Source organism: Lactobacillus sp. HBUAS51381 (genome assembly GCF_012641095.1).
Taxonomy (GTDB): domain Bacteria; phylum Bacillota; class Bacilli; order Lactobacillales; family Lactobacillaceae; genus Levilactobacillus.
Genome location: NZ_JAAVSC010000007.1, coordinates 1 through 16724 on the forward strand (window position 1 = coordinate 1; position 16724 = coordinate 16724).

19 protein-coding genes and 1 pseudogene are annotated in these 16724 nt (G+C 49.1%); 9 read left to right on the forward strand and 11 right to left on the reverse strand.

What is annotated here, in order from left to right:
- Positions 1–403 (forward strand): RNA-guided endonuclease TnpB family protein (locus HEQ50_RS03760; protein ID WP_168899187.1); only part of this gene is annotated, 403 nt, incomplete at its 5' end.
- A gap of 725 nt (positions 404–1128) precedes the next feature.
- Here the strand turns inward: HEQ50_RS03760 and HEQ50_RS03765 are convergent.
- The 3 genes and pseudogenes from HEQ50_RS03765 to HEQ50_RS03775 form a co-directional block, all read right to left on the reverse strand.
- A complete protein-coding gene (locus tag HEQ50_RS03765) occupies positions 1129–1401 on the reverse strand; it encodes a DUF2812 domain-containing protein (RefSeq protein WP_168899188.1) in 273 nt (90 codons plus the stop codon).
- Positions 1402–1418: 17 nt separating this feature from the next.
- Positions 1419–1731 (reverse strand): annotated as a pseudogene (locus HEQ50_RS03770) (PadR family transcriptional regulator).
- 286 nt (positions 1732–2017) lie between these two features.
- Positions 2018–3745, reverse strand: coding sequence for an MFS transporter (locus HEQ50_RS03775; RefSeq protein ID WP_168899189.1), 1728 nt, complete (start codon positions 3743–3745; stop codon positions 2018–2020).
- Positions 3746–3840: 95 nt separating this feature from the next.
- On the opposite strand from HEQ50_RS03775, the gene HEQ50_RS03780 reads away from it, so the two are divergent.
- The gene (locus HEQ50_RS03780) at positions 3841–4374 is read left to right on the forward strand and encodes a TetR/AcrR family transcriptional regulator (RefSeq protein ID WP_168899190.1); all 534 of its coding nucleotides are present in this window, start codon (positions 3841–3843) and stop codon (positions 4372–4374) included.
- Between the two features lie 85 nt (positions 4375–4459).
- Here the strand turns inward: HEQ50_RS03780 and HEQ50_RS03785 are convergent, their stop codons facing one another.
- The 5 genes from HEQ50_RS03785 to HEQ50_RS03805 form a co-directional block, all read right to left on the reverse strand.
- Complete coding sequence (locus HEQ50_RS03785) at positions 4460–4843, reverse strand: type II toxin-antitoxin system HicB family antitoxin (protein ID WP_168899191.1); 384 nt, start codon at positions 4841–4843, stop codon at positions 4460–4462.
- Between the two features lie 115 nt (positions 4844–4958).
- Entirely contained in the window at positions 4959–5153 is a 195-nt protein-coding gene (locus HEQ50_RS03790; protein WP_168899192.1) for a type II toxin-antitoxin system HicA family toxin, read from the reverse strand.
- Positions 5154–5501: 348 nt separating this feature from the next.
- A complete protein-coding gene (locus tag HEQ50_RS03795) occupies positions 5502–5999 on the reverse strand; it encodes a cysteine hydrolase family protein (protein WP_168899193.1) in 498 nt (165 codons plus the stop codon).
- A 177-nt stretch (positions 6000–6176) separates the two neighbouring features.
- The gene (locus tag HEQ50_RS03800) at positions 6177–6707 is read right to left on the reverse strand and encodes a DUF3278 domain-containing protein (RefSeq protein ID WP_168899194.1); all 531 of its coding nucleotides are present in this window, start codon (positions 6705–6707) and stop codon (positions 6177–6179) included.
- Positions 6708–6709: 2 nt separating this feature from the next.
- Positions 6710–6898, reverse strand: a complete 189-nt coding sequence (locus tag HEQ50_RS03805) for a helix-turn-helix transcriptional regulator (protein WP_168899195.1) — start codon at positions 6896–6898, stop codon at positions 6710–6712.
- Positions 6899–7130: 232 nt separating this feature from the next.
- Between HEQ50_RS03805 and HEQ50_RS03810 the strand changes: the two genes are divergently transcribed.
- A complete protein-coding gene (locus tag HEQ50_RS03810) occupies positions 7131–7643 on the forward strand; it encodes an LURP-one-related/scramblase family protein (protein WP_168899196.1) in 513 nt (170 codons plus the stop codon).
- Positions 7644–7723: 80 nt separating this feature from the next.
- Here HEQ50_RS03810 and HEQ50_RS03815 read toward each other — a convergent pair whose 3' ends face one another.
- Positions 7724–8524: a serine/threonine protein phosphatase gene (locus tag HEQ50_RS03815; protein WP_168899197.1), complete on the reverse strand. Its 801-nt coding sequence runs from the start codon at positions 8522–8524 to the stop codon at positions 7724–7726.
- A 167-nt stretch (positions 8525–8691) separates the two neighbouring features.
- Here HEQ50_RS03815 and HEQ50_RS03820 point away from each other — a divergent pair, with 167 nt between their 5' ends.
- From HEQ50_RS03820 to HEQ50_RS03830, 3 genes are all read left to right on the forward strand, one after another.
- Entirely contained in the window at positions 8692–9510 is an 819-nt protein-coding gene (locus HEQ50_RS03820) for a helix-turn-helix transcriptional regulator (protein WP_168899198.1), read from the forward strand.
- A 76-nt stretch (positions 9511–9586) separates the two neighbouring features.
- Positions 9587–10018, forward strand: coding sequence for an SRPBCC family protein (locus tag HEQ50_RS03825; protein ID WP_168899199.1), 432 nt, complete (start codon positions 9587–9589; stop codon positions 10016–10018).
- Complete coding sequence (locus tag HEQ50_RS03830) at positions 10018–10944, forward strand: zinc-binding dehydrogenase (protein ID WP_168899200.1); 927 nt, start codon at positions 10018–10020, stop codon at positions 10942–10944. Before HEQ50_RS03825 ends, HEQ50_RS03830 begins: the two co-directional genes overlap by 1 nt.
- 249 nt (positions 10945–11193) lie before the next feature.
- On the opposite strand, the gene nth is transcribed toward HEQ50_RS03830, so the two are convergent.
- A complete protein-coding gene (gene nth, locus HEQ50_RS03835; protein WP_168899201.1) occupies positions 11194–11844 on the reverse strand; it encodes an endonuclease III in 651 nt (216 codons plus the stop codon).
- A 133-nt stretch (positions 11845–11977) separates the two neighbouring features.
- On the reverse strand, positions 11978–12826 hold the full coding sequence (locus tag HEQ50_RS03840) for an alpha/beta hydrolase (protein ID WP_370520126.1): 849 nt from the start codon (positions 12824–12826) through the stop codon (positions 11978–11980).
- Positions 12827–13313: 487 nt separating this feature from the next.
- On the opposite strand from HEQ50_RS03840, the gene HEQ50_RS03845 reads away from it, so the two are divergent.
- Genes HEQ50_RS03845 through HEQ50_RS03855 form a run of 3 tightly spaced genes read left to right on the forward strand, consistent with a single transcriptional unit; the run spans position 13314 to position 16655 of the window.
- Positions 13314–14036 carry a WxL domain-containing protein gene (locus HEQ50_RS03845; RefSeq protein ID WP_168899203.1) on the forward strand — a complete coding sequence of 241 codons (723 nt, stop codon included), beginning with the start codon at positions 13314–13316 and terminating at the stop codon, positions 14034–14036.
- Positions 14037–14063: 27 nt separating this feature from the next.
- Positions 14064–15173 (forward strand): DUF916 and DUF3324 domain-containing protein, encoded by a 1110-nt coding sequence (locus HEQ50_RS03850; protein ID WP_168899204.1) that lies wholly within the window; start codon positions 14064–14066, stop codon positions 15171–15173.
- A gap of 15 nt (positions 15174–15188) precedes the next feature.
- Complete coding sequence (locus HEQ50_RS03855; protein ID WP_168899205.1) at positions 15189–16655, forward strand: WxL domain-containing protein; 1467 nt, start codon at positions 15189–15191, stop codon at positions 16653–16655.
- Positions 16656–16724 lie beyond the last annotated feature (69 nt).

Sequence of the window (16724 nt, forward strand, 5' to 3'; positions counted from 1 at the left end):
CCAACGGGAAGTTGCTAATCGACGGAAAAACTTCTTACATCTTGTTTCGACAGCACTAATCAAGAACCACGATTTGGTTGTCGCCGAAGAATTAAGAAGCAAGAATCTGTTACGAAATCACGCTCTTGCCATGAGTATCGCTGATGTTGGTTGGCGGACGCTCTTAGGCATGCTCACGTATAAAGCTAATTTGTATAACCGTCAATTTATGACTATTGATCCCCGAAATACCACACAAACGTGTCATGATTGTGGCTTTATCATGGGTACCGAAACAACACAAAAGTTGACCTTGGCCGATCGTCAATGGACCTGTCCGCGATGTGGCGCTTATCACGTTCGCGATCACAACGCCGCTAAAAATATTTTAGCTAAGGGATTAGCGACCCTAGCAGAGTCATAAGAAACACCGGTCCGTCTGGCAACCTGCGGACACTAAAGGCTTTGGTCATTAGCACGTAAGACCTGCATGCAGGCAATCGCTGTATCTAAGCAAATTGCGGTCATAACATTTTAAGATGTTGTTCCCGCAAACCTCTGACTTTAGTCAGGGGTGGTTGATCTTCTTTGACGACCTAAACGCCAAACAAATTGTAGTGACTCCCAAGGTTGTGCCGAATCTTTACTTAATCTTACTACAGAGAATCATTCAAAATTTAGTCGGCAATTGGCTAAAAAATGCGGCCAATTCTGCAGTTATTAGTCTCGACAAGGCTGATGAGCAACGCTTAAATTGGTCTTCAGCAATCACACCACCGAAGACTTGACTGGGGATGACACACTCACTGAGCAGTTTCGCACAACTAACGTCCATTCCTCGCAGAGTTAATCTTCTGAACCACGACCACGCCAAACGCACAGGCGAGACTGACCCGCAATAGTGCCCAGGGCGTCTCGAACCAAAAGGCTTGCCAAAACTGGTTACCCTGCAATTTGCCACAACCCAGGCGTTAAATACCAGCTCTGAAAATTAAAAATATTCACACCTGAGCTAATCAAGCCGAAAAACATGGCGAGAAACAAAACACCGTAGAAATACCCCATCCGACTGTAACGGCGACGACTGTCCTGCTTCGACCGCTCATCCGAAAAGATGGCGTTGTCTACCGAGTCCCTGCGCTGCTGAAATTATTGCACGCCACCGTGACGACTGCCACCAATCAAGCGCCAACCGCTATCGTTAAAGAGTTGCCGATAATCCTGATAGTTCCGCCAGCTCAACCCGCGATCGCGAAAGTCCAACTGTACTGTCGGTATAAATTGATCTGCAATTATCAACGGCACAAAGGTATAGCGATGTAAGATATGGTTCACAAACGTCAAGCGGTAGCCCGCAGCATGCACCCCATTGATCCAATTTTCTTCCTCGTCAAGATTTAAAAATACGCGAAATTTTTTCATGTCATCGTCCTCCCAAACTAATACCCAAATGACCGCGCTAACGTCCCCAGTTGTCGTAACCGCGCTGTCTCCAACGTCATGATTTTTCGGCCAGTTGGTGTGATTTGATAGACTCGCCGCCGTTTATCCGGACCCGGCACTTCTTTGATCCATTTCAGCTTCAGTAGGTTCTCAGTCGCCCCATACATGGTTCCCGCAGCCACCTTGACCCGTCCCCTGACTGATGCGGGCAATCTCTTGAATGGCACCGTAGCCGTGTAGCGGCTGGGTCAAAACAAGTAAGATGTAGTAAGTAGTCTCAGTTAAGGGCAAATTTTTATCTCGTTCCATTTTTCCCTCCAGTGGTTAGAAATCTCACACTATACAGTTCAGCTATATATAGAATGACTGTATAGTGCCTATTTTGCAAGCCAAGGTCGTTTAGATTTCTGGTGGAGGTCTTACCTGTCTTTTAAACTTATCATGAGTAAATTGGCTTAGCCCAGCATTTTCGTCTCTAGTCACTAAGCAAATTGATGGACAACTTATTTTTCGTTTTGATAATCTTCAATGATCATGGCAACCTCATGCACGACAAAAACGTCCAGAATCTCAATTCTGAACGCTTTTTTGCATGTTATCTGAATCCATGATCATTTTCTATGCGTTCACGTTCCAGATAATTCCGCCGTCTTCGAAGCAGAAAAACTGTCAGTAGCATGACCAGCGTAAACGGCATCGCCAGCCGATACGGCCGCATAAAGGCTCGGGTTAATTGACGCTTCGTTTCGTGGTGAATGGCCGCTGTCAGTCTCGCTAAAGCACGATTGTCATGGGCAACTCGTCGCGTCACAGCCCGCTCAATGCGCTGATAGATCGCCCGCTTAATCGGTACTGGTGCCTGCGTCAACCGTTGCTGAACGAGCGCTCGCTGGTAATGACGTTGAATCAGCTGATTGGCCTTTGCCTGGTCAATGAAGGTCGTTTGCGGGTGCTGGGATAGCGATTCTGCGGCTAACTGGTCGTTAACCTGAACAAGCGACTCTCGCTTGACTTGTGCGGTCACTGGTAGAACGGCGACTTCATTTTGGGCAAAAGCCCGTATGTTGGTTTTAGCGATGGCTAGATTGGTTGACAGCGCCGATACGAAGATAGCAACCGCCAGCGATGTCCCAACCTGGCGGAAGACGCCAATCACGCTCTGTGACGCCGTTAAGAGTTTGCCGGTAAACTCGCCAGCCGCTAGCACCGTGATGGGGCCAATGATGATGCCGTACCCCGCCCCAATCAGAACTATTGCCATAAGGACTTGCCCATACTGATTGGGATTCAGGCGAGCCAACACCATGTATCCGCCAATCATGGTTAGACTCCCCGTCAGAATCACCAGCCGTGGGCCCAATTTAGCCAATAGTAAGCCACTGAGCGGCGACCAGATAAAGATCATGACTGAGGCCGGCGTTACCATCATTGCGGCCAATAACGTCCCTTTCAGCTGCACCTTCACGAAGAAACTCGGCATCAACACCAGTAAGGCGACCAGAAAGATCCCCGACAGCACAGTCATGATGGCCGCCCCCACAAACTGCCGATCTTTGAAAAGCATCAGGGGGACCATGGGGTGTTTCGTGTGGGCTTCGACGAGAAGAAAGCCTGCCAGTGCCAGGCTGCTCAGCAATCCTAGCCCCAGGCAACGCAGATTCGTCCACCCCCAGTCACCGCCCTTGACTAGCAACAGGGTTAAACTAAAGAGCAGGGTCATCGACAGGACTGCTCCGCCTAGATCCAGGTGTTCAGCCGGTTGACGATGTTCGTGCGGGTCAAACAACCGCCAACAAAGGATCAGCGACAACAGCGTCACCGGTACATTGATCAAAAAGATACCGCGCCACCCCAAGAACTGGGTCACGACGCCGCCAATCGTTGGTCCCAACGCCGCAGCCAGCCCCTGCGCAATACCCAGTGTCGCAATCGTCTGGGGGCGTTTAGCCAAGGGAACGCTGTTAATACCAATCGTCATACTGGCGGGAAAAACAATTGCTGCTCCCAAGCTTTGAATGCCCCGGCCACCGACAAGCCATCCGATATTACCAGCCAGTCCCGAGACCAATGATCCTCCTAAAAATAGTCCCAATCCCACCAGGTAAACCCGCTGACGACCATAAATATCGGCTATCCGCCCCAGCGGAATCGTCAGCGTCGCAAATAAAATGGTGTAGAGATTGAGCGCCCAGGATAATTGTGCCAGGTCGGTGCTCAGCCCCGTTTGCATTGCGGGTAACGCAATGTTCATGACCGTGGTGTCCAACATACAGAGAAAAATCCCCATCGCCATGGTACCCACTAGTTTTGTTGTTTGCGCCATGATAAAAAATCCCCTCCTCAAGTGTTATCGCTAGTTTATCGGGTGCCGTTCAGATACACTAGCTTTAGGTTACAGAAAGGGGGATGTTGTGACCCATGACGCCACAAGCCCGTAAGCAACAAAATCTAGAGGCCATCTACCATGCTTTGCTGGCGCTAATGGCCAAAAAGCCACTGGCCGCAATTTCCATTACCGAGTTATGCCAGCGCGCTCAGGTCTCGCGAACTTATTTCTACCGCAATTATCAGGACTTTAATCAAATCATTACGCGCTATCAAATGCAAAACATGTTACGTTATCTCCGACGATTGCCGCGGTCCACACAAGTTAATCTGGCCGACCTGATGACACATTACTTCGAGCTGGTCCAGTCTGAAGCCACCACCTATCAGCTACTCATCAAAAATGGCCAGCTGGATGTCTTACTCCAAACTTTTCAAACGGTTTTCCAGCTCCTGAAGAAACAGCATCGGATCCACGGCTCGCGAATCAACGAACCGTACTACCTGGAATTCTTTTCCGGAGCCGTTATCAACGTGGCCGTTACCTGGGTCACCCACGGTTTCGTGGAATCACCGCGATACCTGGGAGACTTAGTGGCTCGCTTCGCCTCAGTAAAACAACTTTAAGCAAAAACGGCATGCCTCCCAGACTGGGAAAGCATGCCGTTTATTTATTACCTGTTATTGGATACATTGTCTAATTTCGAAGTCATCAAACCTCTAGTTTTGTTTTTAATGCCTCCGTTAGCACCTGAGAGACATTTAGCTTTTTCTCTTTAGCCATTGCATTTAAATATCCTGGAATGGTGACATTCCGACGCACCGTTTTAGAGTACTTAATTCTAAATGCCGCTAGATCAACTGAAATATAGACGAGGGACTCCCCTTCGGCTAAATCAATGTCTTGGGGATCCGAAGGCTTGGGATAGTTGGTCTCATCTTCCAGTAAATTACCGATTAAATCTTCAGCCATTTTTACAGCATCAACTGCATCCGTTCCCTGAGTGAAACCACCCTGCAAGTCGGGAATTCGAACAAAAATATAGTCCCCGTCCTCACTAAAAATTGCTGGGTAGATGACAATATCCTTCTGCACAGAAATCGGCCTCCCTTCGTGTTAAACCCACAGATTTTTTCATGATTTGCGTGACCTATTAAATATTTAAAGAAGCTATCTCCAATAACTTTTGGACCACAGACGAAAAATATAATTACCTCTTTATTCCTGCTTCTCTTAAAATCGCATGTTCTAAGCCTTTGCCTAGCTCTTTGGCGTGAATCGGTACCATAACAATCTTACCGGTTTGCGGATTGTAAAGCTTTAGGTGTGACGAACCATTTTGCGATTTTGCGATAAAGCCATTTTTCTCTAGCAGACGCACCATCTGTCTCGGCTTCATCGGCATCTCGGGCACCCCTTCATCATCAGTAGTTCTATTATACACACTGGATACACACTATGTAAAGGAAAAAGAATTCAAGCGACAAGAAAAATATCTTAGAATATTGGGGTGCCATTACCATCATGTCCGCATTTTACCCCATGCTTTAAACCAGCGACTCATCACACACCACTTGTTTTCCAATACCAGCTGTTTCAGGTCTAAACTAATTAAAAAGCCCTTAAAATGTCCCACCAACCAGTTACAAAATCGCCGCTAGTTTCTTTGGTATAGAAATGGGAGTGAGTGGCATATTCCGCCAGTCACTCCCATATCGTCTGCTACTTCGCTATTAACGCCAACGGCCTTGCATTAAGCCTCTAACATCGTAACAAATCGATGATCCCAAATACCTTCGAAAAAGGCAATAGTTTGTTCGGCCGTCATGAATTTATTATCCACTGTGGTCGTTAACCCGCGGGTCATTTGTAGGTCGTAGCCAATGCCATGAGCGACCTTAGTCGTGGTGTCCACACAGTATTCGACCTGGGCCCCACAAATTTCCAATGATTCGGCGGCGAAACTCGTCAGCACCCGCCGCAAATTGGTATGGTAAAAGGCGTTAGCGTGGTGCTTTGAGACTAAGGGGTCCGTGTCACGATAATCCAGGTCGGGAATCAATTCCCAATCGTGCGTTCCTTGGACCAAATCTTCATCCGAATGTTGAATAAAAACAATTGGCTTTTTCGCCTTGCGATACGCCGCAATCCGGGCATTAACGCCGGTAAGGACTTGGGGCATGTTTGCGGCGGTCTGTTCACCGTAACAAACCCCGTTTTGCAGATCAATGACTAGTAAAACGTCTGCCATGTCGATGGCCTCCTTTAGGGATCTTTTAGTTCAGTTCCTATCATACCCTATTTATAGAACCTATCACCAATAAATATGCCGATGTAAGCTATTGCTAGTTTAACGAAGAGCGTCCTCTTAAGAGACGCAACCCAATCAAATACCGAGCTGTGATCATCTCGTCAGTACCAACACCGCCTACTCCTGCTTTTTAAGACGAATCCAGTAAGAAATTCCCATGATAAGGCCAAAGAAAATTCCCGAATAAATGGCCTGCCGAATATTGCCGATAGCTGTGAGTTCTTGCCAAATGTTGGCGCCATCGAAAACAGTGTCGACTAAGGCCTGCATGACATACATGACGACCATAAAGTACAGCGCATAGCCCACGGCCTTCTGGACAACCTGCTTACGAGCTGTGCGCAGGTCTGATGCCGCAACTTCGTGGTCGGTCAGATGGGCCCGCCGACTTGCAAACGCTAGGTACGGTGTCACAATCACCATCACAAAGATGACATCAAACAGAATCAACCCGAGTAAGGCCGCTTCGGGTGAAGTCACCGCCCATAGCGCGGCAATTGTCGGCGGCAGGAGTAATGCCGGTATACACAGCATTAACGCGTTGGTCCCGATCCGATTGGCCTCCTGCCGCTTGTATTCGTCGAAATCCCCAGAAATATTAAAAAAGTGTCGCACTACCCGATTACGCAAACTTTCCCCGTTCTTCATGATTATTCCTCCCAGAATAAGTGATTAAGATCCGTCTGTAGCGCTTTGGCCAACCGAATGCAGAGATCGAGTGACGGATTGTATTTATCATTTTCAACCAGATTAATGGTTTGCCGCGCCACGGCGACCTGTTGGGCCAGCTGAAATTGCGTCAGTCCAGCCGCCTTACGATATTCCTTAACGCGATTCACGTTGGTCCACCTCCCATAAATGTCAGCTATATATGACACCATCAGTATAGAACGGTCATGGGTAGATGTCAATTATATGTGACATTCCGTATGAAATTGAATCACTATTTTCAGCACCCTGTAAATGTTTGGTAAACCATCTATGCTTGTTGCTAAATATTCGGTATCATAGAAACCAACTAAAGGACGGCGTCAACCGTGATCGTCGTTCCATTTGATGGGAGAAATTCTGATGCGTAAGCTTTATCTTAATCAAAAAGTTTGGTCGTTTCGCGAAAAATTTGCGATTTGTGACGCCAACGATCGGCCCGTCTACCATGCTGTGGGAAGTGTTTTCCAGATTCCCAAGCACTTTGATATTCTCGATTTGCAAGACAATCGGGTGGCCAGTGTCATCAAACAACCCATGACCTGGCTGCCTCGTTTCTATCTCAAAATCGCTGGTCAACAGGTGGCCACCATTCAGAAGAAATTCACCCTGTTTAAGCCCCGTTATGAACTGTCGGCGGCCGGCCTGACTGTGACCGGGGATTTTTGGGACATGAACTTTACCGTCTCCCGCCGTGGTAAGGTCATCGGTACCGTAGCCAAGCGCTGGTTCAGCATTGGCGACAAGTACGAGATCACCATTCAGGACGACACGGATAGCCTTTTATTGGTTGGTCTCGTCATCGCGATCGACTACGTTAAGCGCGCGGAGCAGGCTGCCAGCTCCTCTAGCAGTACCTTTAACGGTAGCAATTAACCCGGTCCCTAAAAAAACGGCAACAACTGACGGGAAAGTTTACCGTCAGTTGTTGCCATCCGTTATTGACCCCAACAGCATCACATTAAGTGTGGCCCCGTACCATCATAGAGTTGTCCCTTAATCGCCCAATTCATCGCGATGACCTCACCCTGTTCGGTCAGCGTTAGGGCAAAGATACCGCCGTTGCGAGCGCCCGAACGGCTCCCCGCATCGATTAGATATCGTGGCGTGTCCTGCGCATCAGCCTGCATCTTAATGAAGCCATAGCCCGACGTCGTCAACGTCTGAACCGGTGTATGCCCGGTCACAATAACCTTATTCGTCAGGTTACGATGCCACGAATGGTCTTGATCAAAGTAGTAATCATCACGAATCCAGATCAGGTCATCACGTAGCTGGTGGTCAAACGGATAGTCCCAGTTGAGCCCCGCATGCACAGCCAGTATGTGTTGCTGCTCCCAAGTGATCGGGAGACCGGCCAAGAATTGAGTATAACGCTGGAGCGGATCGTGGCTCAAGGCCGCGGCTATCACTTGCGGACTACTAGAATGGATTCCCAATTGGCGCCAAGTTCTGGCACCACCGTTAAGCCGCCAGGTCTGATAGCTCAGGTCGTCACCGCGCGCCGTTTGGACCCAAAAGTCATCGTGATTGCCTAGAAGCGCGCTATCGCCATGATTCTGAACGCGGTCCATAATCATATCCAGCACGGCAAGAGGGGCGATGGGACTCGGTTGTTTCGCCCCCATCCGCATCGCGCTGCCGTCGATATAATCACCGAGAAAAATCAGACGACTATTCTGTAGCGCATTGGCCTGCAGGAGCACCGCCAAATCGTCGGCCGCCGAATGGATATCGCCAATAAATGTATACTGCAATTCTCACACGCCCCTTTTAAAGTAGGTTGTTCAATTCAACCTGAATCGCCATCTAGGCGCTAGCATTTACTAACCAGCGTTCAGCATACCATACCGGTGTTCACTTCCGACACATGACTGGCCATTTAAGTGACGAATTGATAGATTAGATTGGGAGGCGATCATTCATGTCATTAGGAACGACACTCAAACAAGTTCGACAGCGTCAAGGACGGTCTCAGGCCCAAGTCGCAGAAGGCATCTGCGCACAATCAATGCTATCAGCGATTGAAAATGACCACTACACCCCAAACGCAAAACTTCTACTGGCTCTTTGTCACCGGCTGGCGATTTCTCTCGACGAAATTAGTCTAGCCACCGACTTCGCCATTAGCGGGGATGACACGCGCAATGCTCGGATGCAACGGCTCTGTAACCAACACCGTTACCAAGAATTGCGGGACTTTCTCATGGCACCAACTACGGTCGCCGCCGTCACGACGGACCAACAAACCCAAGCGTACTATTACTATCTGGGGGTGGCTCAACTCCACGTGGATACGCGTTTAACTGCCGCTCAACAAAATCTCACGTTTGCCACAACTATGACCACCCAGCGCCACCCAACCACATTGACTCGCCTAGCACTGGCCTCACTGGCCGTTGTGAAGGCCAAACAACAATTGAACCACAGTGCGGCTCTGTTGACCGATCAGGCCTTAGCGCAACTCGATCAGCAACCGTACGAAGAAAATCAAAATATTATTTTTTATCTGGCGGCGTTGACCGCTTATCGACTCAACGAGCCACAACTGGCCACCGATCGTCTGCTAACCGGCATTCGCTTCATTACCGATCACCACTCACACTATATGCTGGCCAACTGCTATCGCCTGATGGCTGAGATTGCCGATCAGGCCGGTCAAAAGAATGAAGCGGCGGATGCGCGGCAAAAACAACGTTTTCTTTCGATGCTGTTCCACGAAAAAGTTCCCGGTAAGTTTTAGATTATCAGAATTCTGATTTTCCGACACTGCCCCAATCGGGTAAAGTAAGGCCATCCAATTAAGGAGGTCTTTTTCTATGTCAACGGAACCTTTGTTTGAAAATCACACCATTATTCAGGCAACTCAGCACCAGGTCGTCGCGTTACTGACGGATCTTAAGAACCTACCCCTGTGGGATAACGAGATCACCCGGGTCACGCCCACAGCGACCGGTGCTCAAATTTTCCGACAGTCACCCGCGTTAAACCCGCGAGAACAGCTAACCGTCAGTGCCACGCCCCATCAGGTCCAGTATCACAGCCAAGGTAGCCGGCTCGCCTACCACCTGGTCTTTACCCTGACCGAATCCGCAGGTCAAACCGCAGTGACAGAATCACTCACAATTTCTGCGAATCCCGCTTTACCGGTACCGCTTAGTTTATTGGCCCCCATTGCCAAGCGCGCCTTCGCGCAGAAACTACAGGCGCTGGCCACCCTCGCTGAAAAACTAGAGGGGGTAACCGACTAATGCAAGCGATTATGCAGGCGTCCTATCAAGGCATTGACGCACTGAAACTAATCACCCAGTCAGTGGCGTCACTTAACCCAATGGCCGCGCGCGTGGAGACCCGTTACACGCCCGTTATGCCTTACGACATCTTAACCGAGACGGGACAATTACAGCGGCTACGCCCAGTCAAGTTACCACGGGTTGTCGGCTACGGGTTTGGCGGTATTGTGCGAGAAGTTGGTCGCTTACGGCCGTCACGATTGCTTAACCAACCCGTGATTGGGATCCACCTCAGCGGCAGTCACCAAGAACAAATCTTGTCGATGCTCCCACCATTTTTGTTTACAGTCCCCGCGGGTGTTTCTCTAGCCGACGCAACCACACTGATTGGCGGCGCGGATGCGGCCTACTTTGCCCTTAAGCAGAGTCGCCTTCAGCCTAACGAAACCGTTCTTGTTACGGGCGCCAACGGCAGTGTTGGTACCTACCTCCTGCAACTTCTTCACCTATTTGGTTATCATTCGCTTGCCGTCGGTCACACTAGCCGTCATGATCTCTTGACGACATTAGGGGCCGAACAGATTGTGGACTATGACCGTCCATTGGTCCAGCAGAAGGTTAACTTCGCCGCAGTATCCCACGTTGTCGATCTAGCCGGATCACCGGCACTACTCGATAGATTGACCGCTAAACTTGGTCCCGTGCGCATTCTGTCACTTGCCTTGCAGGATTACCGTCCACACCCCCACCAAACGTTTACCTTTGCCAGTGGCGCCATCACACCTAGGGACTACCGCTGGCTATTAACCCAGTTGGCGGAACAGAATCTTCGGGCAATTGTGCAAGAAAAATTGCCTTTCACGGCCATTAAAACGGCCCAACATCACTTGCTGGATCACCATGCAGCTGGCCGAATCTTAGTGACCTACAACCAGGAGGTCTGAACTTCATGCTCATGCTTATTTTACTGACGACCAATTGGGGCCAGCTTTTACCTCAACTCATCTGGCTTTGGCTCATTAGCTGGGGTGTCCGTGCTTTACTTGTTGGGCTCCTCTTGGGCAGCTTATTCTGGCTATATAGGCGATTACGTTAGCCGCGGTCGCTCGTGAATCAAAACCAGTGTCATCAAAAAACGGACTGAGGCGACGGCCCCGATCCGTTTTTTATTTGATACGATGACAACCTGTACGCTACAGTTCAGCCTCGTTTTCCTCGTTCAATTTGTCACAATCAATAATCACCTGACAGACCTCTTTTTCGGGCGTCAACTTCATCGAGTACTTCCGCCCAAATTCAATCATCGTGTGGTGCGCTTGATGCAGTTCGTCTGGCTGCAGCACGGCAATAATTCTCTGCTCAACCTGTAAGGGGGATGCCGACTGATCCACGAAATGTAACCGCTTGGAAATCGCCGAGACGTGCGTATCTACGGCAAAGGTCGGCTGATTAAAGACATCACTCAAGACAACGTTGGCCGTTTTACGTCCTGCCCCGGGCAATGCCATGATTCCTTTACGATCCGTGGGTACCACATCATCCAACTCTTCGTGAACAATCCGCGCCGTCTTGATAATGTTCCGGGCCTTATTATGAAATAACCCGACACTTTTAATGATCCCTTCAACATCCGTTACCTCGGCATTCATTAAGGCTTGCGGGTCCGGATACTTTTCAAATAAAATCGGCGTCACCTTGTTGACGGAGACGTCCGTTGCCTGCGCACTGAGAATAACCGAGATCAGGTATTGAAACGGCGTCCTTGAATCCAATGAAGGACCAACTGGCCCGATATCCGCTTCCATCTGATGAATGGCCCACACAATTTGTTCGTCTTTTAACACGCTATTTCCCGCTTTCTTCATCGTTTTGGGATACTTTTATTTAAGCCCAATTTTACCCGAAAACGCCGAAAAAGTCAGATTTCATTTTCGGCAGTGATCCCGATTTACCGAGGACTTACCGGTAACACGCCGCTTATTTCTCTGTAGCATGCTGCTGTGACTTTCCCCACAGGAATTGAATCAGGACGCGATCAACTTGCGGGTTATCGTGGAGCTTACTGTGTTGTGCGCGTTTCCCCGTGAATTCATGTTCTTGATAGGATTTGGCTCGCGGCTGAACGAGATACTTTAGTGAAAGAGATGAGACGTTGGGCACAGTCCCATCCGTTTGCCCGCCAATATTGCCGTATAAATTAAGAACCGCGACCTGATGTTGGGGCAATGTGTGCCGCAATTGTGTCATTTCCCGATAGGTCGCATTCATTTTGTTCGGCTTACCCGCAGCATTCAACCGTAGTCCGGCTGGTTGTTTTACACGAGCTGGCACCTTCTTAAAGTCCAGCCCGGCGAAGTGGCCCGCAATATCAACTTGTTTACGAAGCTTGGGGAGATGCGGATCCCGACTGGCTTCCAATGAATAGTAAATCAGTGAAATATTTCCCAACGAATGGCCGACCATATTAAAGGACTTAAAATGAATCTGCTTCTGCAGCGCACGAACAACGTTAATTGCCCAGACACCGTGTGTTCGGTAGTTCATCTGCGTATTATCCGCGTAATTCACTTCAACGATAGGATTACTTGCTCCTGGCTTAATCTTCCCCACCAACTGCACGTGCCCCTGTGGGTCAACCATGGCCCGAATGATGGTCCGGGTTACGCCAGCTTTTCTCGCCGCGTTAGCCATATGTTCTTCCGCATGATAACTGCTACCACCGCCATGAAAGAAGAGCGTTGGCACGGGTTCCTGAACATACTTCTGTGAATTAAGCCGCGTCCCACAGCCGCTTAAACCGACCACTACCATTATTAAACTCACCATGAATTCGAACCATCTACGGCGCATATCCCCAAATTCCCCCTATTGTTATTTTGCTTAAAGTATACAAGCTTAGAGTACGTTGAAGGCAAGCCTTTTTCCATAAATTAGACAAAAATTCTGAACAAATTCGCGTCTCCACATACAAGCACAAACTATGGCTCAAAACACAGCTAGTCTGTCTTAATCCGGTCCCCTGCGTCTCACGCCCTAATTAGCTTACCCGCCAAATGACTGAGCCACTCCGCCAGTGGTGACAATTAAAGAATAATGTCAAAATCATCATCTCACTATTAGCAGTTAGTATACAGACATCGCTAAACAAGCGTATGGGTCCTGGTTGGCTTTAAACCCTGCTAGTATAGAGTTGCAGGGAAGGAAATGATCAATTCAAGCGATTCATTTTAGAAACTATTTATAGCTAATCGCGTGGAGCACAGACTTCCAGTTAGCCAGCCTTAATTGGCACAATTAGATTGGAGGAAATATTATGCGTATCAAGAATATCATTAATCGTGCCAGCAGTAGTCTTGCTGTTGTTGCTTTAGCCATGGGATTATCTCCATTAGTCGCACAGGCGGCTGGTCCTGGGACCGCGACCAGTAACTTAACCACGGTTTCTACCGGTTATGTTGCCGATACGACGGGTCCTGCCGAAGCGACTTCTAACGCTGAATTCACTGTAACACCAGGGATGCTGACGCTTAATGCGGTTCCTAATGTTCTACTGAACAGTTCTAGTGTTAAGACGATTGCTTCATCGGATGCCACGTTGACCAGCAATACTGGTGCAACTACCGGTGGTACCGCTTATGACGGGAACAACACCGGTGCTTTGAACGTTACGGACTATCGTGGAGACCATTCCGGTTGGAACTTAACCGTTGGGATGGGTCCCTTCACATCTGGTACATCCACGGTTAATACGGCCACGTTGGATTTGGACATGACACCAGGAACCATGGATAACACAGCAACTGCTGCGCCAACCAGCGTTGCCCTGACTCAGGGTACCGTAACGAACGGCTGGATCACTAATCCTTCTACTTTGTGGAATGCTGCTGCTAACACTGGTGAAGGTGACAACAGCGCAACCACGAGCTCTAGCACGAATTTGAAGCTTGGCAAACAAGCAACGGTTTCTGCCGGGACTTATGATGCGACGCTTTACTGGTCCTTACAAGACGCGCCAACCGCTGCGCCTGCAGCTTAATTCTGATGACTAAAGGTGGTGCTGACAATGAATTTGAACAGGTTTAAATGGTGGCTCGTTGCGTTTCTAGCGCTTATTAGTCTGCTGGGCGGTGGTTCAGCAGTCTCGGCGAAAGCCGCACAAACTGGGAATGCGAACTTCGATGCGACGCCGTTGCTTCCAAAAAATCAATTGTCGAATAAAGTCGACTACTTTGATCTCAAGGTTCAACCCGGCGGCAGTCAAGTTCTCAAGTTAGCCGTTACCAATCCCAGCAAGACCGCGCGAACCCTTAAGGTTATTCCTGTGAATGCCACGACCTCAGATACTGGTCAGGCCGTCTACGTGCCATCAGATCGCACGGATCCATCCGCACAAACGACCTTTACGAAAATGACCTCAGGGGCCGTTACCTTGCATTTGGCGGCACGCCAAGGTAAAACCGTCACTTTCACAACACGAACGCCAGCATCCGGTTTTACGGGGCAAGTTTTGGGTGGCCTCTTCGTGACTGACCCTAAAGCCACACCATCGTCATCCAATAGCAACTTCACCTTGCAGAACCGTTATGCTGAAGTGGTGGCTGTGTCCCTGTGGTGTCAGCCCAATCAGGTTCTACCCATTAATCTCAAGTTAGCGGATGTTGCGGTTAAAACCCAAAATGGTCAACCCAAAGTCTTGGCCAAATTGCGCAACGTGACACCAGCTCTCTTCGGAAATATGCGGATTAAAGCACGGGTTATGCGGGGAAAGACGAACAAACAAGTGCTGACGCAATCCTTAAAGAACGGGTCAATGGCGCCAAACAGTTGGTTCAATCTACCGATTGGCTTGGGCAAGTCACGACTCGCGGCTGGTCAATATACACTTAAACTGCATGTGACCAGTGGCAAGCGTGTTTGGAACTTTAGTCGGCCGTTTACGCTAACCGCTAAGGCATCGCGAACACACAATGCACTTATTCACTCAGATAAAACCCCAACTAATTGGTGGATCTGGATCGTTCTCGCTATCCTGTTGATTCTCTTGCTGATCGGTCTGGCTTATTGGTTAGGCAAACGTCGTTCACGAGACGACGAAAACCCAGAGGAAGCATTGGATGACGCGACAACATCGGGCAAATCTACTGATGAGGCACAATCTCATTCAAAGTCGTAACAGGGGGAATTAGTTATGCGAAATTGGAAACACATTTTACGGGGGCTGCTGGTTAGTATCACCGTGTTAGTGGGCTGGCTAATTATCGGCACCACGGCGCAAGCTGCTAACACCAGTGCCCCGCAAACGCCAACATCGCCTCCAACATCGATTTTAGGGATTAACCTTGCCGGTGGTTTTACTCAGCAACCGATCGATTCAAATGCCGTTGCCGGTCACAATGTGACGTTGTCCGCTAAAGGAACCCGAAATATTCTAGAAGCCACAACTAACCCACTTGGGAGCCGGAAGTATGTCTGGTGGGAATCTACCGATGGTGGTAGCACTTATCAAACAGTCGGAACGAATAGCTCAACCTATACGTTCATGACGCCTGAGGTGACCAAAGCCACGCCACTCATGTTTCAATGTGAATACGATTTTACGGGAATCGGTCTCTTCTATAACGAATGGTCACGAATTGCGACCGTTACCGTAACGCCTGACCGAGTACCCACCACTGATATTCAAGTTTCAGCTGACAGTAATGCCCTGTATAACAATGAATCGACCACTGTCCATGCCACACTGACACCAGATAACGCCACTGATCCCATCACGTGGACCAGCAGTAATCCGGATTTAGCTACGGTAGATGACTATGGTAATGTCACGGCCACCAGCACTTCCAGTAGTGTTAATGGTCTGGCCGATGATCACGGTATTGTCACCATCACGGCCACCAGTAATGGTCATGATGCCAGCACCAAGATTATGATTGGGGCTTTGCAGGACGTCACCGTTAATGAAGGAAGTGATGCGACCTTCACCCTCAAGAACCTACCGGATGGCATGACGGTTGCCAACTGGTACAAGGTCGATGATGGCACCACCACAGCGTTGAATTCGACCGCTTCCAGTTATACCGTCAGCAAGACGACTGTTAGCGGCGATAATGGCACGTCGTACTACGCAAAGTTGAACTACACCGTCAACGGAAGTACCAAATCGGTTAATACCAACGCGGCACTGCTGACTGTCAATAAGAGCGGCTTGCTGTCGCTGACAGCGGTGCCTAACTTCAACTTTGGCAGTATCGACACGGCTTCGGTCATTCAAAGTGATACCACCCTTCAAAACTTGGATACGGCAACCAGTGGGAGTAACTACGATGGTAACAACAACGGGGACCTATCCGTTATGGACAGTCGTGAAACCGGTGGTGATTGGACCTTGACTGCCAGTCTGGCGCCCTTCACACTCAGTGATGGCGACAATGGAAGTCTCAGTACCGTGATTCTCGATCTTTCGGATCCGACATCACGGTTAGACCAGGACATTCCAGCCACGAATACCGCCACCAAGATCTACACGTCTAGTGATTATGATGGACAGAGCTTTGACGTCACGGACAGTCAGTTAACCTTTGCAGCTGACCCCAAGATAACCGCTGGTGACTATCAGAGCACTGTTACCTGGACATTGTCAGTAGCACCTAGTTAATCTGAATTTAGACAAAACGATCGTGTAAGCTAAACCTAACTTGCACGATCGTTTTCTTTTGCCCAGCTG